A 14,975-nucleotide genomic window follows, 5' to 3' on the forward strand; every position below is an offset into this window, starting at 1 on the left:
AGTAGGGTGAGAGATGAGAAAGGTGTAACGTTAATTGAATTGCTTGTGGCGATTGTTATAGCTGGAATCATCCTCGTTCCTCTACTAACGATTATGACAGGGACATTTTCTCGTACGGTCAGCCAAGATCAAGATACACGAAATGCTTATATTGCACAGACTGTAATCGAGAAGGTTAGGATAAATGACTCAGACGGCGGGCTTCATATGGAAGGTGTGTATTGTTGGAATAGTGAAGGGAGATCTGCAGCTTGCTCAGATGCTGATTATAGCTTACCTAATCTTTATAGAGAAAACGTGGATAGTTCACGAGACTATACCATTGAGGTGACGGTCCATCCATATTCGCCTAATCTCAGCTTTAACGAAGTTTCAGTAAAGGTATCCAATTATTCTCTTATCTCTACTGGGCCTGAAAGTGGTATGTTTAAGAAGTTGAATCAGGTTGAACTAATAACGGTGGTGAAGAAAGATGCATCTTAATAACGAGCGCGGCGTAACGTTAATTGAGCTTCTTGTCACTATTGTAATTATGGTTGCTGTCACAACCCCAATTGTCATGATGGTTTCATTAGCTATGAATACAGAAAGAGAAGTTTCAGTGCAAAATGATATACAAAGAGAAGCGCGTTTGATTATGGAGAGGGTAACAGAAAAGATGCGCGATAAAAATGTGATTTGGACGAACGCTCAGTCGGAAAATAAATGGGAATTAGTGTGTGTTTTAGAAAATGTAGAAGGCACTCGCTGTTCTGATGTGTATCTAACATATGAAGTGGTAAACGGTCTTGGAACGATGAAGCTTGGAGAGAACGGCCCTGTCCTTTCAGAACATATCACTTATTTTAATCACCCAAATTATGAAGCAGGTCGTTCAAACCCGGTGGAAGTGAAATTGCAAATCACAAAATCAGGAAGAAGCATTGAGCTCACTACGAATATTTACTACGATCGATTTTAAACGAAAAGGAAGAATGATATGAAGACGTATATTCAAAATGAGCAAGGGGCTGCGTTGATCCTTATTCTTTTTTTGATTGTCTTTCTCTCTATAGTTGGCCTGTCAATGTTAACTCAAACTACATACAGCCAAAAAACAATTGCTCAACATGCTTCAGTTGAAAGAGAGTTCTATCTGCTTGAAGGTGCGATTGATTTATTTCTTGATGATGTAGAAAAAGACGAGGCACAACCTTTTTATATGTTCAAAGATTTTCTAACAGAAGAGAAAGTATTTCGAGAGTATGATATCGCAAAAGAAACAATTGAAATGAGAATAGCATCAAATCTTTTAGAAAATAACGAAAAGGAAGAAACGATCAAAGCACACGTAACAGCTAGTTTGAAGGGAGAGCCAACAATCCATCGTGAACTAACATTACATGCTTCAAAGCATAAAGAAATCGTCGGTAGGTATTTTGGACAAGGAGCAGCGATTAACTTTATTGGCGGAAATTTAAACGCAGAAAGGCAACAAGTAGAAGTAGGCAGTGAAGATATTATTCAAATAACAGAACCGCAATTCGATAGTGTTTGGAATAAATATAATTCAAAAAACACTGATTTTGGGGGTTTGACCGTTTTTAGACATACCAATCTTAGACAAAGTTCCCTGACCATTAAAGAAAATGAAGTCTATGTAGTAGACAAATTAACGTTACGAGGGAATGATAGGATCACGGTAAATGGGTTATTAATCGTTAAGGAAATTGATTTAAATGGAACTCCCACTCTTGTTGTTAATACAGGCGTGATCTCTAAACATTTTGAATTACTCCCAGGGAATCCGCTAAGGGTGACGGGGGATGTCAATGGAATTCCATGTGATCTGCTAAATGATACGAAGTTAGATTGCAATAAGGTACGTCCTGGTCACGTTACGGTTGAGTATGGTGAAGAATGGGATTATGACGAGGAAGTTGTCTCTTATCGGACACTAAGAACGAGAGATTGAGGTGTTTTTGATGTTCAACAAAAAGTATTCTGGCATAGATTTTCGTGACAAGAAAGTAACATTTGCAACAGTGAAAATGGATAAGCATGTACCAGTGTTAGAAGATATTTATGAAGCGAGCATTGAGGATCAGGTGATCATGAGCGGAACGGCAATGGATATTCATCAATTATCTGATACACTTCGATCTTATTTGCATAATAATAAACTTGCTTCAAGACATGTTCACATAGCAATTCCTACACAAAACACATTAATTAGAAAGATTGATACACTACCAGATTTAGAAGAAAAGGATTTGGCTAAAATCATCCGTTTTCAAATTGGTGAAAGTATTCACCTTCCTTTCGAAGATCCAATTTACGATTTTGTGAAAACCGGTTCGATTCAACCAGTACGAAACAAGTTAGAAGAGCATGAAGATTTTACGTTAGAGGAATATAACAATCGAGACGTTCAGACTCCTAGGAGTGAGATTCTGTTTTTTGCTACTTCACGTATCGTGTCTGAGCATTTATTAGATGCGTGTGAAGATGCAGGTTATAAAACATTAACAGCAGAGATTCGGGGGTTGGCGCTCCAACGTTTATTATTGAACGTCCACCCACGCTGGCTAAGAGGAACAGAGATGGTTATTGATGTCGGAGAAGAAAATGTAGATATTCACATCTTCCATAATGAGCTGATTGTTTTCTCTAGAACAATGGCGATTGAAACTGAAGAGGTAACTGGATATGCTTCAACATCAGCGGAAGAAGTGTTGTCTTTTCACATGGATTCAGTTGAGGGAGAGCGTGAAATAGCTGCTACAAAGGACGAATTAAGTTGGAACGAAGATAATTACACGACTGCTTTAATGAATGAGATACAAAAGGCACAAAATTTCTACCGCTATTCGCTTGGAGAGCGTGATAGTGAGTTCGATCGAATTATTATTACAGGCGAGCATGCTAGTAAAGTCTTTAATAGCTTAAAAGAAAGGTTGCCGATGGAAGTTACACGAATCGACTATAGTTCCATCATATTGAATGATGATTTCAACGATGATTTACTAGATACGTGTAGTGTGGCAATCGGACTTGCGCTACGGACAAACGAAAAGCCTAATAAAAAGAAGAAGCAATAGTCGTAGATTGGAGAGAGAGACGTGAACATTAGCATTGACTTGCTCCCAGATCGATCAAGAGCAATTGAAGGGAGTTTCCCTGTTATACCAGTTGCTGGGCTTGCTGCGATCTTTGTAGGAGCTATTGTTCTCACATATACATTCATTGATACACGTAATCAAGTTCAAGCGCTAGAAGAGCAAATTGCATTACAGACACAAGTAAGAAATACAATCGAATTGGAATATAGCTCGATGACAACAGGGGTAACGGAGTACAACTATGTGGATCATTATACGGCTATTGACAGATTTTTAAATGATGTTTATAAAGGGACAGTTGATATAAAAGATCGAATTTATTTTCTATTACCTCATGGTGCAACTGTGGATTATTATATGTATACAAATAATGGTGACTTACAACTAACAGTAACCACTTTTTCTAAAGGAGATTCAGCTGTCTTTTTAAATCGTTTATTTGGTGAAGAAATTGTGTCAGGGGCAGAGCTAGATTCAATTACTGTAATTGGTGAAGATAGTAACCTAGCGTATACCTCTCAATTTACGATAAGCCTCCAAACGTTAGTAGGTGAAGTAAATGAGTGAATGGTTAGATAGAAATCAAAAGCCCGTATTATATATAATTATTTTGCTATTTTTAGGACTTGTTTCATTATATATATATCAAGTGCGTCCTTTACAAACGGAAAAAGCTACTCAGCAAAGAGAGTTACAGTTGATCCATACAGAGATCTCAAATTATGAAGCTCAAATCTCTCAATTAAGGCCACAAACATTGACATTACAAGATCAAAAAAGGTTGCTAAACAGCGTACCGTCACAGCCGAATGTAGAACAGTTGGTAGCTGATCTTGAACGTACAGAATTAGAAACAGGTGTTTTTATTAGAAATATTTCGACCGCGATTTCTCCAAATGAAAGTGGGGAGTCTTTATGGAGTCATATCTTTTCAGAAGATATGTTAGAAATCTTAGGACCTCGCGTCAAAGACGTTGATATGCTTACTGTTTCTTACATTGAATTAAGGGTCGATGTAACAGGAGAAGAGAAAGATGTTCACATGTTCGTTGAGAAAATAGAAAACCTTCCACGTATAATTCATCTACAAGATTATACGTACGACATAAGTGTTGGTGAAAATTCAGTAAAAACGTTCAATGGAACTGTAACCATACGAGCTTTTTACAGTGAAGACTTTGCTGAGTATATAGAAACGCTTAATGAGTTTGAATTAGATTATACATTTGATAAAGAAAAATTAGATCAATATATAAAACAGGCTGAAGGTAACTCCGATGAGATTGGTGAAACAAACGGCAATACACCAAATAGTCCGAGTGAGTCAAATGAGAGTAGTACAGATGTTGTCACCGACAATGAAAGTGTTGAAAAAAATCACAACAATACAATAGTTGGTGGAACAACAGGTGGTAGTACATCGAATGGACAAGCTGGTGGAACAACAGGTGGTACATCTGGAGGTTCAACAGGCAACGCTGTTACAAAGCCAGGAAATGTAACGCTATCCCCTATTTATCCAAAAGAAAGTTATGACAAAGAACTAGGTGTAAGCAGCATCGAATTATACTATTTACCTTCTGGATATGATAAGACGGTGAAAGAAGGAGACTCGGTCTTTTATCTTGTTCAAACAGGTGCTTATAATACGGATGTTTACTTTTCAAAACAGTTACTAAGCTTGATTGATGCAGGTATGTTTCCTCGAACAGTTGTAAGGAAATATGATCCTGCTTTATCTAGTTTAGTTATAAACACAGGAATCGCTCATACACGTGAGTCAGCTACAGCAATTGGTGATTTTCTTTACAAGATTGACAGAGAATTTAATTCTTGGGTAGAAGCAGTTCCATTTCGCTTGCCGACTGATGAACAGAAGCTATTGCCAGAAGCGATTGAGGCAATCACATATATTAGTGATGTTGCTGTAAAAGGAATTACTACTAATGATTACAAGTTAGCAGAAGAACAACTGTTACTGATTCGTTCAAAAGTAGAAGCCTATGAAGCAGAAGCGAAAGAGGTAATCAACAATACAAAAAATGCTGATCGAAAAGTTCAGATTCAGGATACAATCATTTTCTTGCAATTAGCGTTACAAACATTAGAAAAGTTTGAACAAACGAATGAAGTACAACTACTTTGGCAGACACAAGGAGCAATGCTTGATTTCGCGTATTCATTAAATGGTTTTGTGCGCTTCGAAACTAAGTAACTCCATACAGCTTGTAAAAAAAGGAGATATACTTATGGCTACCCAAAAACGAAAGAGGTTAGGGGATTTACTCGTTGAATCAGGAATGATTACGCAAGATCAGTTAATGAACGCCCTTCAAGAGCAAAAAAAGACAAAGGCGCGCCTAGGAGATCAGCTTGTTACGATGGGGATGGTAACTGAACAGCAAATTATTGAAACACTTGAATTTCAACTTGGTATTCCTCACATAAACCTTTATAAAGAAAAAATTGATCAGAAGACGATTGGAATTATTAATGAAGAATTGGCTCGTAAATACCAATTAATTCCCGTTGAGCGGAATGAAAATCGGTTAACGGTTGCGATGTCAGATCCACTCGATTATTTTGCTCTAGATGATCTCAGGCTGAGTACTGGTTTTCAAATTGAGCCTGCTATAGCAAAAAAAGAAGAAGTGCGTTTGGCAATTAATCGTTATTATGGAATTCAAAAGTCAATCGATCAAATGCTTGATGATATGATTACGAAAACAGATGATGAAACACTTTTGGACATGCAGCAATCTGATGATTCGCCGGTTGCAAAAATGATCAATCAGCTTATTTCTCAAGCGGTTCAAGAAGGAGCAAGTGACATTCACATAGATGCATTAGAATCGGAGACAATTATTCGCTTTCGGGTGGATGGAGTCCTTCGCCAAGAGAGAACGGTTCCGAAGAACATGCACAATGTTCTCGTTTCAAGGGTAAAGATTTTGGCCGAATTAAATATTGCAGAAAAACGTTTGCCTCAAGATGGTCGATTTAAAATTGATCTCGACCTTCGAAAAATTGATTTACGTGTATCTATCTTGCCAACAGTTTTTGGGGAAAAAATCGTTATGCGTATTTTGGACACAGGAAATGTCTCACTAGGTATTCACAAACTAGGTTTTTCAAAAGGCAATAAAGAGAAATTTCAAAACATGCTAAGTCGTGCATATGGAATCATTCTCGTTACAGGGCCAACAGGATCGGGAAAATCAACAACGTTATACTCAGCTTTATCGAATTTGAACTCTCCTGACGTTAACATTATTACCGTTGAGGATCCTGTTGAATATCAAGTTCAAGGAATTAATCAGGTACAAGTTAACTCAAACATTGGGATGACCTTTGCTGCTGGCTTGCGCTCAATTCTTCGTCAGGACCCTGATATTATTATGGTTGGGGAAATTCGGGATACTGAAACCGCTGAAATTGCGCTTCGTTCTGCCTTAACAGGGCATTTAGTATTAAGTACATTGCATACAAATGATGCTGTTAGTGCAATTAGTCGATTAATTGATATGGGGATCGAACCTTTCCTTGTCTCATCAGCATTAACAGGAGTCGTTGCCCAGCGCCTAGTTCGTCGTGTTTGTCCAGCCTGTGCCGAAGATTACCAGCCTGCAGAGGAAGAGCGTTACCTATTCGAATCACGTCGCTTAAAGGTCGAAAAGCTTGTGAGAGGAAAAGGGTGTGCAAACTGTAATAGTACGGGTTATAGAGGGCGTATTGCCATTCACGAAGTGGTTGTTATTGATGATACATTACGTGAGCTCATCACTCAAAAATCGTCCGATTCCATATACCGTCAATATATTAATGAACAAGGCTTTGTAAAAATTTCCGAAGATGGATTAATAAAAGCCGCATTAGGTCAAACGACGATTGATGAAGTATTTAGAGTAACAGTTGAATAGAAGGTGAGCTACGTTGGATATAGAAAAATTGTTATACTTCGCTTTTCAAAACAAGGCTTCAGACTTACACATTACAGTAGGGGCAACACCGTGCCTGAGAGTAAATGGGAAGTTGAAAAAAGTTAATTCTGACGTGTTAACGCCAGAATTAACACTAGCTATGGCAAAACAAATTATTCCAGAAGATCAATTCTTGAAATTTGAAGAAAATGGTGAACTTGACTTTTCTCACGCGATTCAAGGTGTTTGTCGTTTTAGAGTAAATGTTTTCCGGCAACGAGGATCAGTTGGAATTGTTTGTCGTGTCGTCGATGGAAATGTACCTACTCTTGGCGAATTGGGGCTTCCGTCAATTTTGCAAGATTTTGCAAAACAAACACAAGGTATTTTGCTTGTAACAGGACCGACTGGATCAGGAAAATCTACTACGTTAGCTGCGATGATCGATTATATTAATGAAACGATGAGCAAGCACGTATTAACATTGGAAGATCCAATTGAATTTTTGCATAAGCACAAAAAAAGCATCGTTAATCAACGAGAGATTGGTCATGATAGCAAGGCTTTTTCCGTTGGTTTGAGAGCAGCCCTACGTCAAGATCCAGATGTGATTCTCGTTGGAGAAATGCGCGACCTAGACACAGTTCAAACAGCAATTACAGCAGCGGAAACAGGCCATTTAGTTCTTGGTACACTTCATACTCAAACAGCCTCTCAAACTGTTCACCGAATCATTGATGTGTTTCCGGCTGAGCAGCATCGACAAGTTCGAATGCAGCTTGCTAGTTCACTACTTGGAGTCGTTTCGCAACGACTCCTGCCGACTGCAAATGGAAAAGAGCGGATCGCAGCCCTAGAAATCCTTGTAAATAACACAGCAGTTGCAAACTTAATTCGTACAGATAAGATTCATCAAATTTTATCTGTGTTAGAGACAAGCAGAAATAGCGGGATGCAAACAATTAATATGGCCGTTATTGACCTTATGCAAAGAGGTCTAGTAACTCGTGCTATTGCTGATGAATTTGTACCGGGATGGGATAAACACGAATAAGAGGAAGGGCGGGAAATCAGTGGTTTTTCTCTACAAAGGGATTGACTCAAGAACAGGTAAAGAGATAAGAGGAAAGGTTACGGCCAGTTCTCAGGAATCAGCAGCTACAGAATTAAAAGGCAAAGGCTTATTTATTTCCGATCTACGTGAGCAAAAAGAAACAATATGGAATAAGGACATTAACATTATTATTGGAAAGCCGGTAAAGCATGCTGAGTTTGTCATCTTCTGTCGCCAATTAGCAACTTTGCTTAATGCTGGGACAACGATAGTGCAGTCAATAAAGATCCTATCTGAACAAGTGACTTCGAAACCGTTTCAGAAAACATTAAATGAAATATACAATGATGTACGCTCAGGAACGTCTTTCTCAGAAGCATGTGCAAAGTACCCTAAGGTTTTTGATAAGGTTTTTATTAATATGGTACGTGCGGGAGAGACAAGTGGAGACTTAGAGAAAGTGTTAGATCGTTTAGCTACCTTTTATGAAAAAGAGCGTAGAGTGCGCGAAAAAGTAAAGTCAGCTATGATGTATCCTATTGCGGTATCTATAATTGCGATAGCAGTTGTCATCATTTTACTTACAGTTGTTTTACCGAATCTTTTAAACAATTTAACTTCCATGGGCGGAGATATACCTGGACCGACACGAATGGTTATGGCAGCATCGAATTTCTTGATCCATCAGTGGTATGTTGCGCTTTTAATAGTAGTTGCTTTGATACTTACTTTTTTAGCAGTTAAGAGAAATCCACAAGGCAGTTATATACTTGATTATGTGAAGTTGAAAATACCTGTATTTGGATTACTAGCACAAAAAACGATTATCGCTCGAGTGACAAGAACAATGGCTTCCTTGTTTGCAAGCTCTGTTCCTGTTTTACAAACATTAACGATGAGTTCGGAAATAGCTAATAATGATGTGGTCAAAAAAGTATTGGATGACTCAAAAGAATCACTCCGTTCGGGGGAGAGTTTATCAGAACCACTAAATAATAGCTGGGTTTTTCCGAAGCTAGTTAGTCACATGGTTAAAGTTGGGGAGGAGTCCGGGCAACTTGATACGATGCTTGAAAAAGTTGCTGATTTTTATGAAGAAGAAGTAGAGCAAATGGCCTCCCGCATGAGTTCGATCATTGAACCTCTAATGATCGTTATTCTAGGAGTAATTGTCGGTACGATTGTTCTTGCAACAATTCTACCAATGTTCACAATTTACAACGATTTTGGAAGTTAACGGTTAGAAGAAACGTCTATGTAAAATAGAGGTTTCTTTTTTTATCCCCTCATAGTAAATTTTTCAGTAATTTGTTCTATCTACCATTATTGTTTAATAGAATAGGATTATAAGAAAAAGAATGAGGGAGGGAGTGGTTACATGGAACAAGATAAATATAAAATATCGGTCCGCTTAAACGGGAAAGAACAAAAAATTGAAGACCGCATTCGTGAAGATGATTCTAGTAAAAATACACATAATGTACAAGATGTTTCAGAAGAGATCGTAGCGGCCCGTGACGATGCAGCAGAAGATTTAACTGAAATCATTCCTCAACCAGATAACATCATAGATTTTGGGAGTAAACAAGAAGAAAGAAAAAGAAATCAACAGCCATATTGGGATGATGGCTTCAGTGAGAAAAGTCCGAAGCTGCCTTTTAAACGGAAGAAAAAATCGTACCATGCTAAAAATAAACCGAAGTTTCCGGTTATGTTGGTGGTAGCTTTGTTTTCTGCTGTTGTTGTGGGGCTAAGCTTGGGCTTCATGGTTCTAACTGTCTTTACTGGAAATGGAGCTAGTACAGCGGGTGCAGGAGAAACTGTTACCAGTGCGATTCCAACGGCTGCTGAAGCTGGGGGAAATACTCTCCCAGATTTGGCATTAGAAGTAGTGCAAGGGGGAGCATTTGGTGAGCAATCTACTGGACAAGAGATTGTTGCTAAGCTACAAGAGCAAGGGTTAGCTGCGGCATTAACGCAATCAACAGATCCGATTTACATGTTCATTGGAGCTGGTGGAGATCGAGCTCAGGCGACGAAAATAAGTTCTTTATATGAAGGGTATGGCCAAGATACGTATTTAAAGACGTATCGTGTTGATGGTCAAACGGTTACTGGACAAGCAGAAGAAGTAACGTCTTGGTTCACAAACGCCATTTCTCATTATAAGGAACTATTACAGTTAACTGTAGATGGTTTTGGTGGAGGTTCTTTATTAACTTCCGAACGTATCGAGCAAGTTGAAAAGACGACAGCTAGCTTGCAAGCAGATCGAGATCAAGCCTTTACTAATTTAAATCAGCCAGTTCAAGATCAAGCACTAGCACTTGGAGATAATCTGGTTCTGGCTGGAGATAAACTTTCAGCATATGTAAATAGTAAAGAAGAGAAAGATCTCTGGCAAGCACAGCAAGCTCTTTTGGATGCACTTGTTAATTATGAGCTAATCGTAGAAGCGTTGCAGTAATAGCAGAAAGGATGGAACTTGCTAGAGAGTTCATCCTTTTTTGTGTCGTGGTAGTTTTTCTATCAAACGAATTGTTGAGATAAGAAGAATTTGGTATTATACTCTTGAACCTGTACAATAAAAAGAAAACATTGTAGAGGTGACCCCTTCATGAAATCTTTCATTTTAGCCTCAGGTTCCCCGAGGCGTAAAGAGCTACTTGAACAAGCTCATTATTCTTTTTCCATTCAAACAAGTGCAGTAGAAGAAATTGTTAAGGAGGGATTGTCTCCTGCAGAGGTTGTACAGCAATTAGCCAAGCAAAAAGCAGAGGATGTATGGTCAAAAGCAAAGGATGCTGTTGTGCTTGGCTCAGATACTGTAGTCGCCTTTGAAGATAAAATTCTTGGGAAACCAGAGAATGAAGAGGAAGCAAAGGCAATGCTCCAAATGTTATCTGGGCATACTCATAGCGTATATACGGGTGTGGCTATTTGCTCACAAGAAGGCGTGATGACTTTTTATGAGAAAACGGATGTAGAATTTTATTCATTATCAGAGGAGGATATTAGGATGTACATTCGTAGTGGTGAACCATTTGATAAAGCAGGTAGCTATGGAATCCAGGGTTTTGGTGCTTTTTTAGTTAAACGTATTGTTGGTGATTATTTCGCTGTTGTTGGACTTCCTCTTGCTAGAACGATGCGAGAATTAAAAAAAATCGGCATAACTCCAAACATGTAATGAATTGTTCTTTTGTGAAATAGCATGTTCTTAAAATGAGTTGCGATTATAGTCATATCAATTACAAAACGGATTGCTTTTCTCTTTTATAAGACTTCATAAAATCTCCATTTTTGTGCAAAGTAGAAAGGAGTGTTTCCTTTGTCCCATTCATCCTTCCTTATTCGAGATGTCCCTGTTCGAGAAAGACCGCGAGAACGCTTGTTACAAGAAGGTCCTCAAGCATTGACGAATCAAGAAATCCTCGCTATTATCCTTCGTAGTGGTACGAGGAAAGAATCGGTTTTACAAGTAGCTCAACACCTTTTAGCGAAGTTTGATGGACTTATGTTATTAAAAGATGCTGCCATTGAGGAATTGTGTACCGTTAATGGTATAGGAGAAGCGAAAGCAGTTGAGTTAGCTGCTTCCATTGAGCTTGGTAGGAGAATTCATAACATGCAACCAGATGAGCGTTATGTGATCCGATCTCCTGAAGATGTATCCAACTATGTGATGGAGGATATGCGCTTTTTGCAGCAGGAGCACTTTGATTGTTTGTATTTAAATACGAAGAACCAAGTCCTTTTACGTAAAACCATATTTATTGGCAGTTTGAATGCAAGTATTGTTCATCCCCGTGAGGTGTTTAAAGAAGCATTTCGCCGTTCGGCGGCCTCGATTATTTGTATGCATAACCATCCTAGTGGCGATCCGACACCGAGTCGAGAGGATATTGAAGTGACGAAACGGTTATCAGAATCAGGAAAAGTACTCGGAATTGAGCTTCTTGATCATATTATTATTGGTGATCGTAAATTTGTTAGTCTGAAAGAACAAGGATATGTCATATAATGATTCGGCAAAGATGATTATAAAGGATGTGAGTGAGTAAAGAGCATAGCGATTAGGGTAAGAGAATGGTAACATAGGGGTGTTGCCTTTTTCTTTGGTATGCATCCATTGAAATGGGTGTAAGGATGAATTTGAGAAATGTTCACGAAAGTTTTTTGATTCGTAGACTTTTACGAAACTTGGGGAACTTAAGGCTATTTTTTTTTATGATTATTCGTTATAATGAAGGTTATGATTTCGGATTTGTATGAAGGGAGATACATAGATGTTTGGTGGGTTCTCAAAAGATATAGGAATTGATTTAGGAACAGCAAACACGCTCGTTTACGTTAAAAGCAAAGGCATCGTTGTTCGTGAGCCGTCGGTTGTTGCACTAAGAACTGATACAGGTTCCATCGAAGCTGTCGGTAACGATGCAAAGAATATGATTGGTCGTACGCCAGGCAATATCGTGGCTGTTCGCCCAATGAAAGATGGGGTTATTGCTGACTTCGATACAACAGCAACCATGCTGAAATACTTTATTCAACAAGCTTTAAAAAACCGTTCGATTTTTACACGTAAGCCTTCTGTGATGGTTTGTGTACCATCTGGAATAACAGCAGTTGAAAAAAGAGCTGTAGAAGATGCAACAAAGCAAGCTGGTGCAAAAGAAGCATATACCCTTGAAGAACCATTCGCAGCAGCGATTGGCGCGGACCTTCCTGTATGGGAGCCGACTGGTAGTATGGTCGTTGATATTGGTGGAGGAACAACAGAAGTAGCGATCATTTCACTTGGTGGAATTGTAACAAGTCAATCGATTCGTGTCGCAGGGGATGAAATGGATGAATCGGTTATTCAATACATTAAAAAGAAATATAATTTAATGATCGGTGAAAGAACGGCAGAAGCATTGAAGCTCGAAATTGGTTCTGCAGGCGCTCCGGAAGGTGTTGATGACATGGATATCCGTGGACGAGACTTACTAACTGGCTTACCAAAGACCATTACAGTCACAGCCGAAGAAATTGCTGGAGCCCTTGCAGATACTGTGACAACGATCATTGAATCAGTAAAAAATACATTAGAGCAATCTCCGCCAGAGCTTGCAGCGGATATTATGGATCGAGGAATTGTTCTAACAGGTGGAGGAGCGCTTTTGCGTAATCTTGACCGTGTGTTAAGTGAAGAGACGAATATGCCAGTATTAGTTGCTGAGAATCCTTTAGATTGTGTTGCGATTGGGACTGGTAGAGCGCTTGAGAATCTACATTTATTCCGTTCAAAAGCGGGGATCACATCACGCTCAGATAGAAAATTGTAAGTAGGTGTCCGGCATGCCATCCTTCTTTTCTAATAAAAAATTAATTATTCTTCTTGTCAGCATAATCATATTGGTCGGGTTGATTGGTTACTCGCGTACAGATAGAGAGCAAGTCACAGGACCAGAACAAGTCATCAGAGATGCTGTTGGATGGGTGCAGACCACTTTTACGAAACCCGCATACGCTGTAGCGGGTTTCTTTGAAAATGTCCGGGACATCCGTCAAATTTATGAAGAGAATAAATTATTGAAGGCAAGACTTGAAGAATATGCACAAATTTCTGTAGAACGGAATTTGTTACGAAATGAAAACAATACGTTAAAAGATATGCTTGAACTAGATGAAAGCTTAAATGATTATTTAATGAGATCAGCAGTCGTTATACATCGTAGCCCTGACCGTTGGACAGATTATATTGGATTAAACAAAGGTTCTAATGATGGAATTGAACCAAACATGGGCGTTATTGATTCTAAAGGTGGTTTAATAGGTAAGGTAAAGCAAGTAAGTGAATTTTCTTCGAGAATTCAACTTTTATCTGATAATGATCGAACGAACCGCGTGTCAGCAATGATTTCAATGGATCAACCTGAATATGGTTTTATTGAAGGGTATGATGCGGATTCAGGGTTATTAATTATGCGCAAGATTGATATTGAGGCAGAGATTGAAGAGAACCAAATGGTAATGACGTCTGGAAAAGGCGGCGTTTATCCGAGTGGGTTATTAATTGGTGAAATTGTACGAGTTGAGCCTGATGAATATGGTTTAACTCAAAATGCCTACATCGAACCAACGGCTGATTTTTATGCTTTAGACTATGTGTATATTATTGAACGTACGAGTACATCTCTTGATCCTGAATTGCTAGAGGAGGAACCATCGTGAGCCGCTTCTATATTCCTACATTCGTCTTTCTATTGTTGGTTATAGAAGGTACTCTGTTTCAAATTATTACGCCGTCTCATCACGATATTGATGTTACGTTAGTTCCGCGATTTCTTGTCGTGATGATTGTTTTTATTGGTATTCATTTTGGCCGATATAGCTCTATTGTTTACGGTCTTGTTTTTGGTCTCATATATGATATTGTCTATACTCAATTACTTGGTGTGTATATGTTTGGATTTGGTTTGATTGGATATGCATTTGCTTATACATATAAACAAATCCAAGATTCTTTATTTTTTCATCTGCTATTTGCAACAGTGGCCGTGTCTTTATTTGAATATTATCAGTATGGACTATACAGACTGATTGGATTAGCTGATATAGGAGCAGCACTTTTCTTTCATGAGAGATTCCTACCAGGGTTAATAGTAAATGTCTCGTTTGCCATGATTATTTACTTTCCTGTAAAAAAATTATTTTCCTATGTTCAGAAACAAGCTAGTCTTCGTGATCGTTAAGAATGTGACAAAATATGCGGTGTTTTTCTACATCTTCTTACATAAGGAAGAAGGGTTTTCGATGCGTTATGTTGAATAACGTAATATCACTGTTTTCTCGTTTTACTCGGGTAAAATGAACATACTATTGAGTAGCAACGAAGGTGAGTGAGGCTGAGGT

General features: G+C 38.5%; 15 protein-coding genes. All 15 read left to right on the forward strand.

The annotated features are described in order from the left end of the window. Positions 1-6: 6 nt before the first annotated feature. The 15 genes from MF646_RS13275 to mreD all read left to right on the forward strand — a co-directional run bounded on the left by MF646_RS13275 (position 7) and on the right by mreD (position 14,815). Entirely contained in the window at positions 7-483 is a 477-nt protein-coding gene (locus tag MF646_RS13275) for a type IV pilus modification PilV family protein (protein ID WP_250096989.1), read from the forward strand. Further along, on the forward strand, positions 473-961 hold the full coding sequence (locus tag MF646_RS13280) for a PilW family protein (protein WP_250096990.1): 489 nt from the start codon (positions 473-475) through the stop codon (positions 959-961). The genes MF646_RS13275 and MF646_RS13280 overlap by 11 nt, the downstream gene beginning before the upstream one ends. Positions 962-979: 18 nt before the next feature. Next, positions 980-1,954 carry a pilus assembly PilX N-terminal domain-containing protein gene (locus MF646_RS13285; protein WP_250096991.1) on the forward strand — a complete coding sequence of 325 codons (975 nt, stop codon included), beginning with the start codon at positions 980-982 and terminating at the stop codon, positions 1,952-1,954. 10 nt (positions 1,955-1,964) lie between these two features. Continuing rightward, on the forward strand, positions 1,965-3,080 hold the full coding sequence (gene pilM, locus MF646_RS13290; RefSeq protein WP_250096992.1) for a type IV pilus biogenesis protein PilM: 1,116 nt from the start codon (positions 1,965-1,967) through the stop codon (positions 3,078-3,080). Positions 3,081-3,101: 21 nt separating this feature from the next. Then, a complete protein-coding gene (locus MF646_RS13295) occupies positions 3,102-3,668 on the forward strand; it encodes a hypothetical protein (protein ID WP_250096993.1) in 567 nt (188 codons plus the stop codon). Next, positions 3,661-5,316, forward strand: coding sequence for a hypothetical protein (locus MF646_RS13300; RefSeq protein ID WP_250096994.1), 1,656 nt, complete (start codon positions 3,661-3,663; stop codon positions 5,314-5,316). The genes MF646_RS13295 and MF646_RS13300 overlap by 8 nt, the downstream gene beginning before the upstream one ends. Before the next feature lie 34 nt (positions 5,317-5,350). Beyond that, positions 5,351-7,021, forward strand: coding sequence for a type II secretion system ATPase GspE (gene gspE / locus MF646_RS13305; RefSeq protein ID WP_250096995.1), 1,671 nt, complete (start codon positions 5,351-5,353; stop codon positions 7,019-7,021). A 13-nt stretch (positions 7,022-7,034) separates the two neighbouring features. Continuing rightward, positions 7,035-8,075, forward strand: a complete 1,041-nt coding sequence (locus MF646_RS13310) for a type IV pilus twitching motility protein PilT (RefSeq protein ID WP_250096996.1) — start codon at positions 7,035-7,037, stop codon at positions 8,073-8,075. Between the two features lie 19 nt (positions 8,076-8,094). Next, positions 8,095-9,312: a type II secretion system F family protein gene (locus MF646_RS13315; RefSeq protein ID WP_250096997.1), complete on the forward strand. Its 1,218-nt coding sequence runs from the start codon at positions 8,095-8,097 to the stop codon at positions 9,310-9,312. Positions 9,313-9,453: 141 nt separating this feature from the next. Next, a complete protein-coding gene (locus tag MF646_RS13320) occupies positions 9,454-10,542 on the forward strand; it encodes a hypothetical protein (protein WP_250096998.1) in 1,089 nt (362 codons plus the stop codon). A gap of 150 nt (positions 10,543-10,692) precedes the next feature. Beyond that, positions 10,693-11,265 (forward strand): Maf family protein, encoded by a 573-nt coding sequence (locus MF646_RS13325; protein WP_250096999.1) that lies wholly within the window; start codon positions 10,693-10,695, stop codon positions 11,263-11,265. Positions 11,266-11,406: 141 nt separating this feature from the next. Continuing rightward, on the forward strand, positions 11,407-12,099 hold the full coding sequence (gene radC / locus MF646_RS13330) for a RadC family protein (RefSeq protein WP_250097000.1): 693 nt from the start codon (positions 11,407-11,409) through the stop codon (positions 12,097-12,099). A gap of 265 nt (positions 12,100-12,364) precedes the next feature. Next, positions 12,365-13,405 carry a rod shape-determining protein gene (locus tag MF646_RS13335; RefSeq protein WP_250097001.1) on the forward strand — a complete coding sequence of 347 codons (1,041 nt, stop codon included), beginning with the start codon at positions 12,365-12,367 and terminating at the stop codon, positions 13,403-13,405. Between the two features lie 13 nt (positions 13,406-13,418). Next, positions 13,419-14,294, forward strand: a complete 876-nt coding sequence (gene mreC, locus MF646_RS13340; protein ID WP_250097002.1) for a rod shape-determining protein MreC — start codon at positions 13,419-13,421, stop codon at positions 14,292-14,294. Beyond that, positions 14,291-14,815 carry a rod shape-determining protein MreD gene (gene mreD, locus MF646_RS13345; RefSeq protein ID WP_250097003.1) on the forward strand — a complete coding sequence of 175 codons (525 nt, stop codon included), beginning with the start codon at positions 14,291-14,293 and terminating at the stop codon, positions 14,813-14,815. The genes mreC and mreD overlap by 4 nt, the downstream gene beginning before the upstream one ends. Positions 14,816-14,975 lie beyond the last annotated feature (160 nt).

It is taken from the genome of Halalkalibacter alkaliphilus (genome assembly GCF_023555415.1).
Lineage (GTDB): Bacteria > Bacillota > Bacilli > Bacillales > Bacillaceae_D > Halalkalibacter > Halalkalibacter alkaliphilus.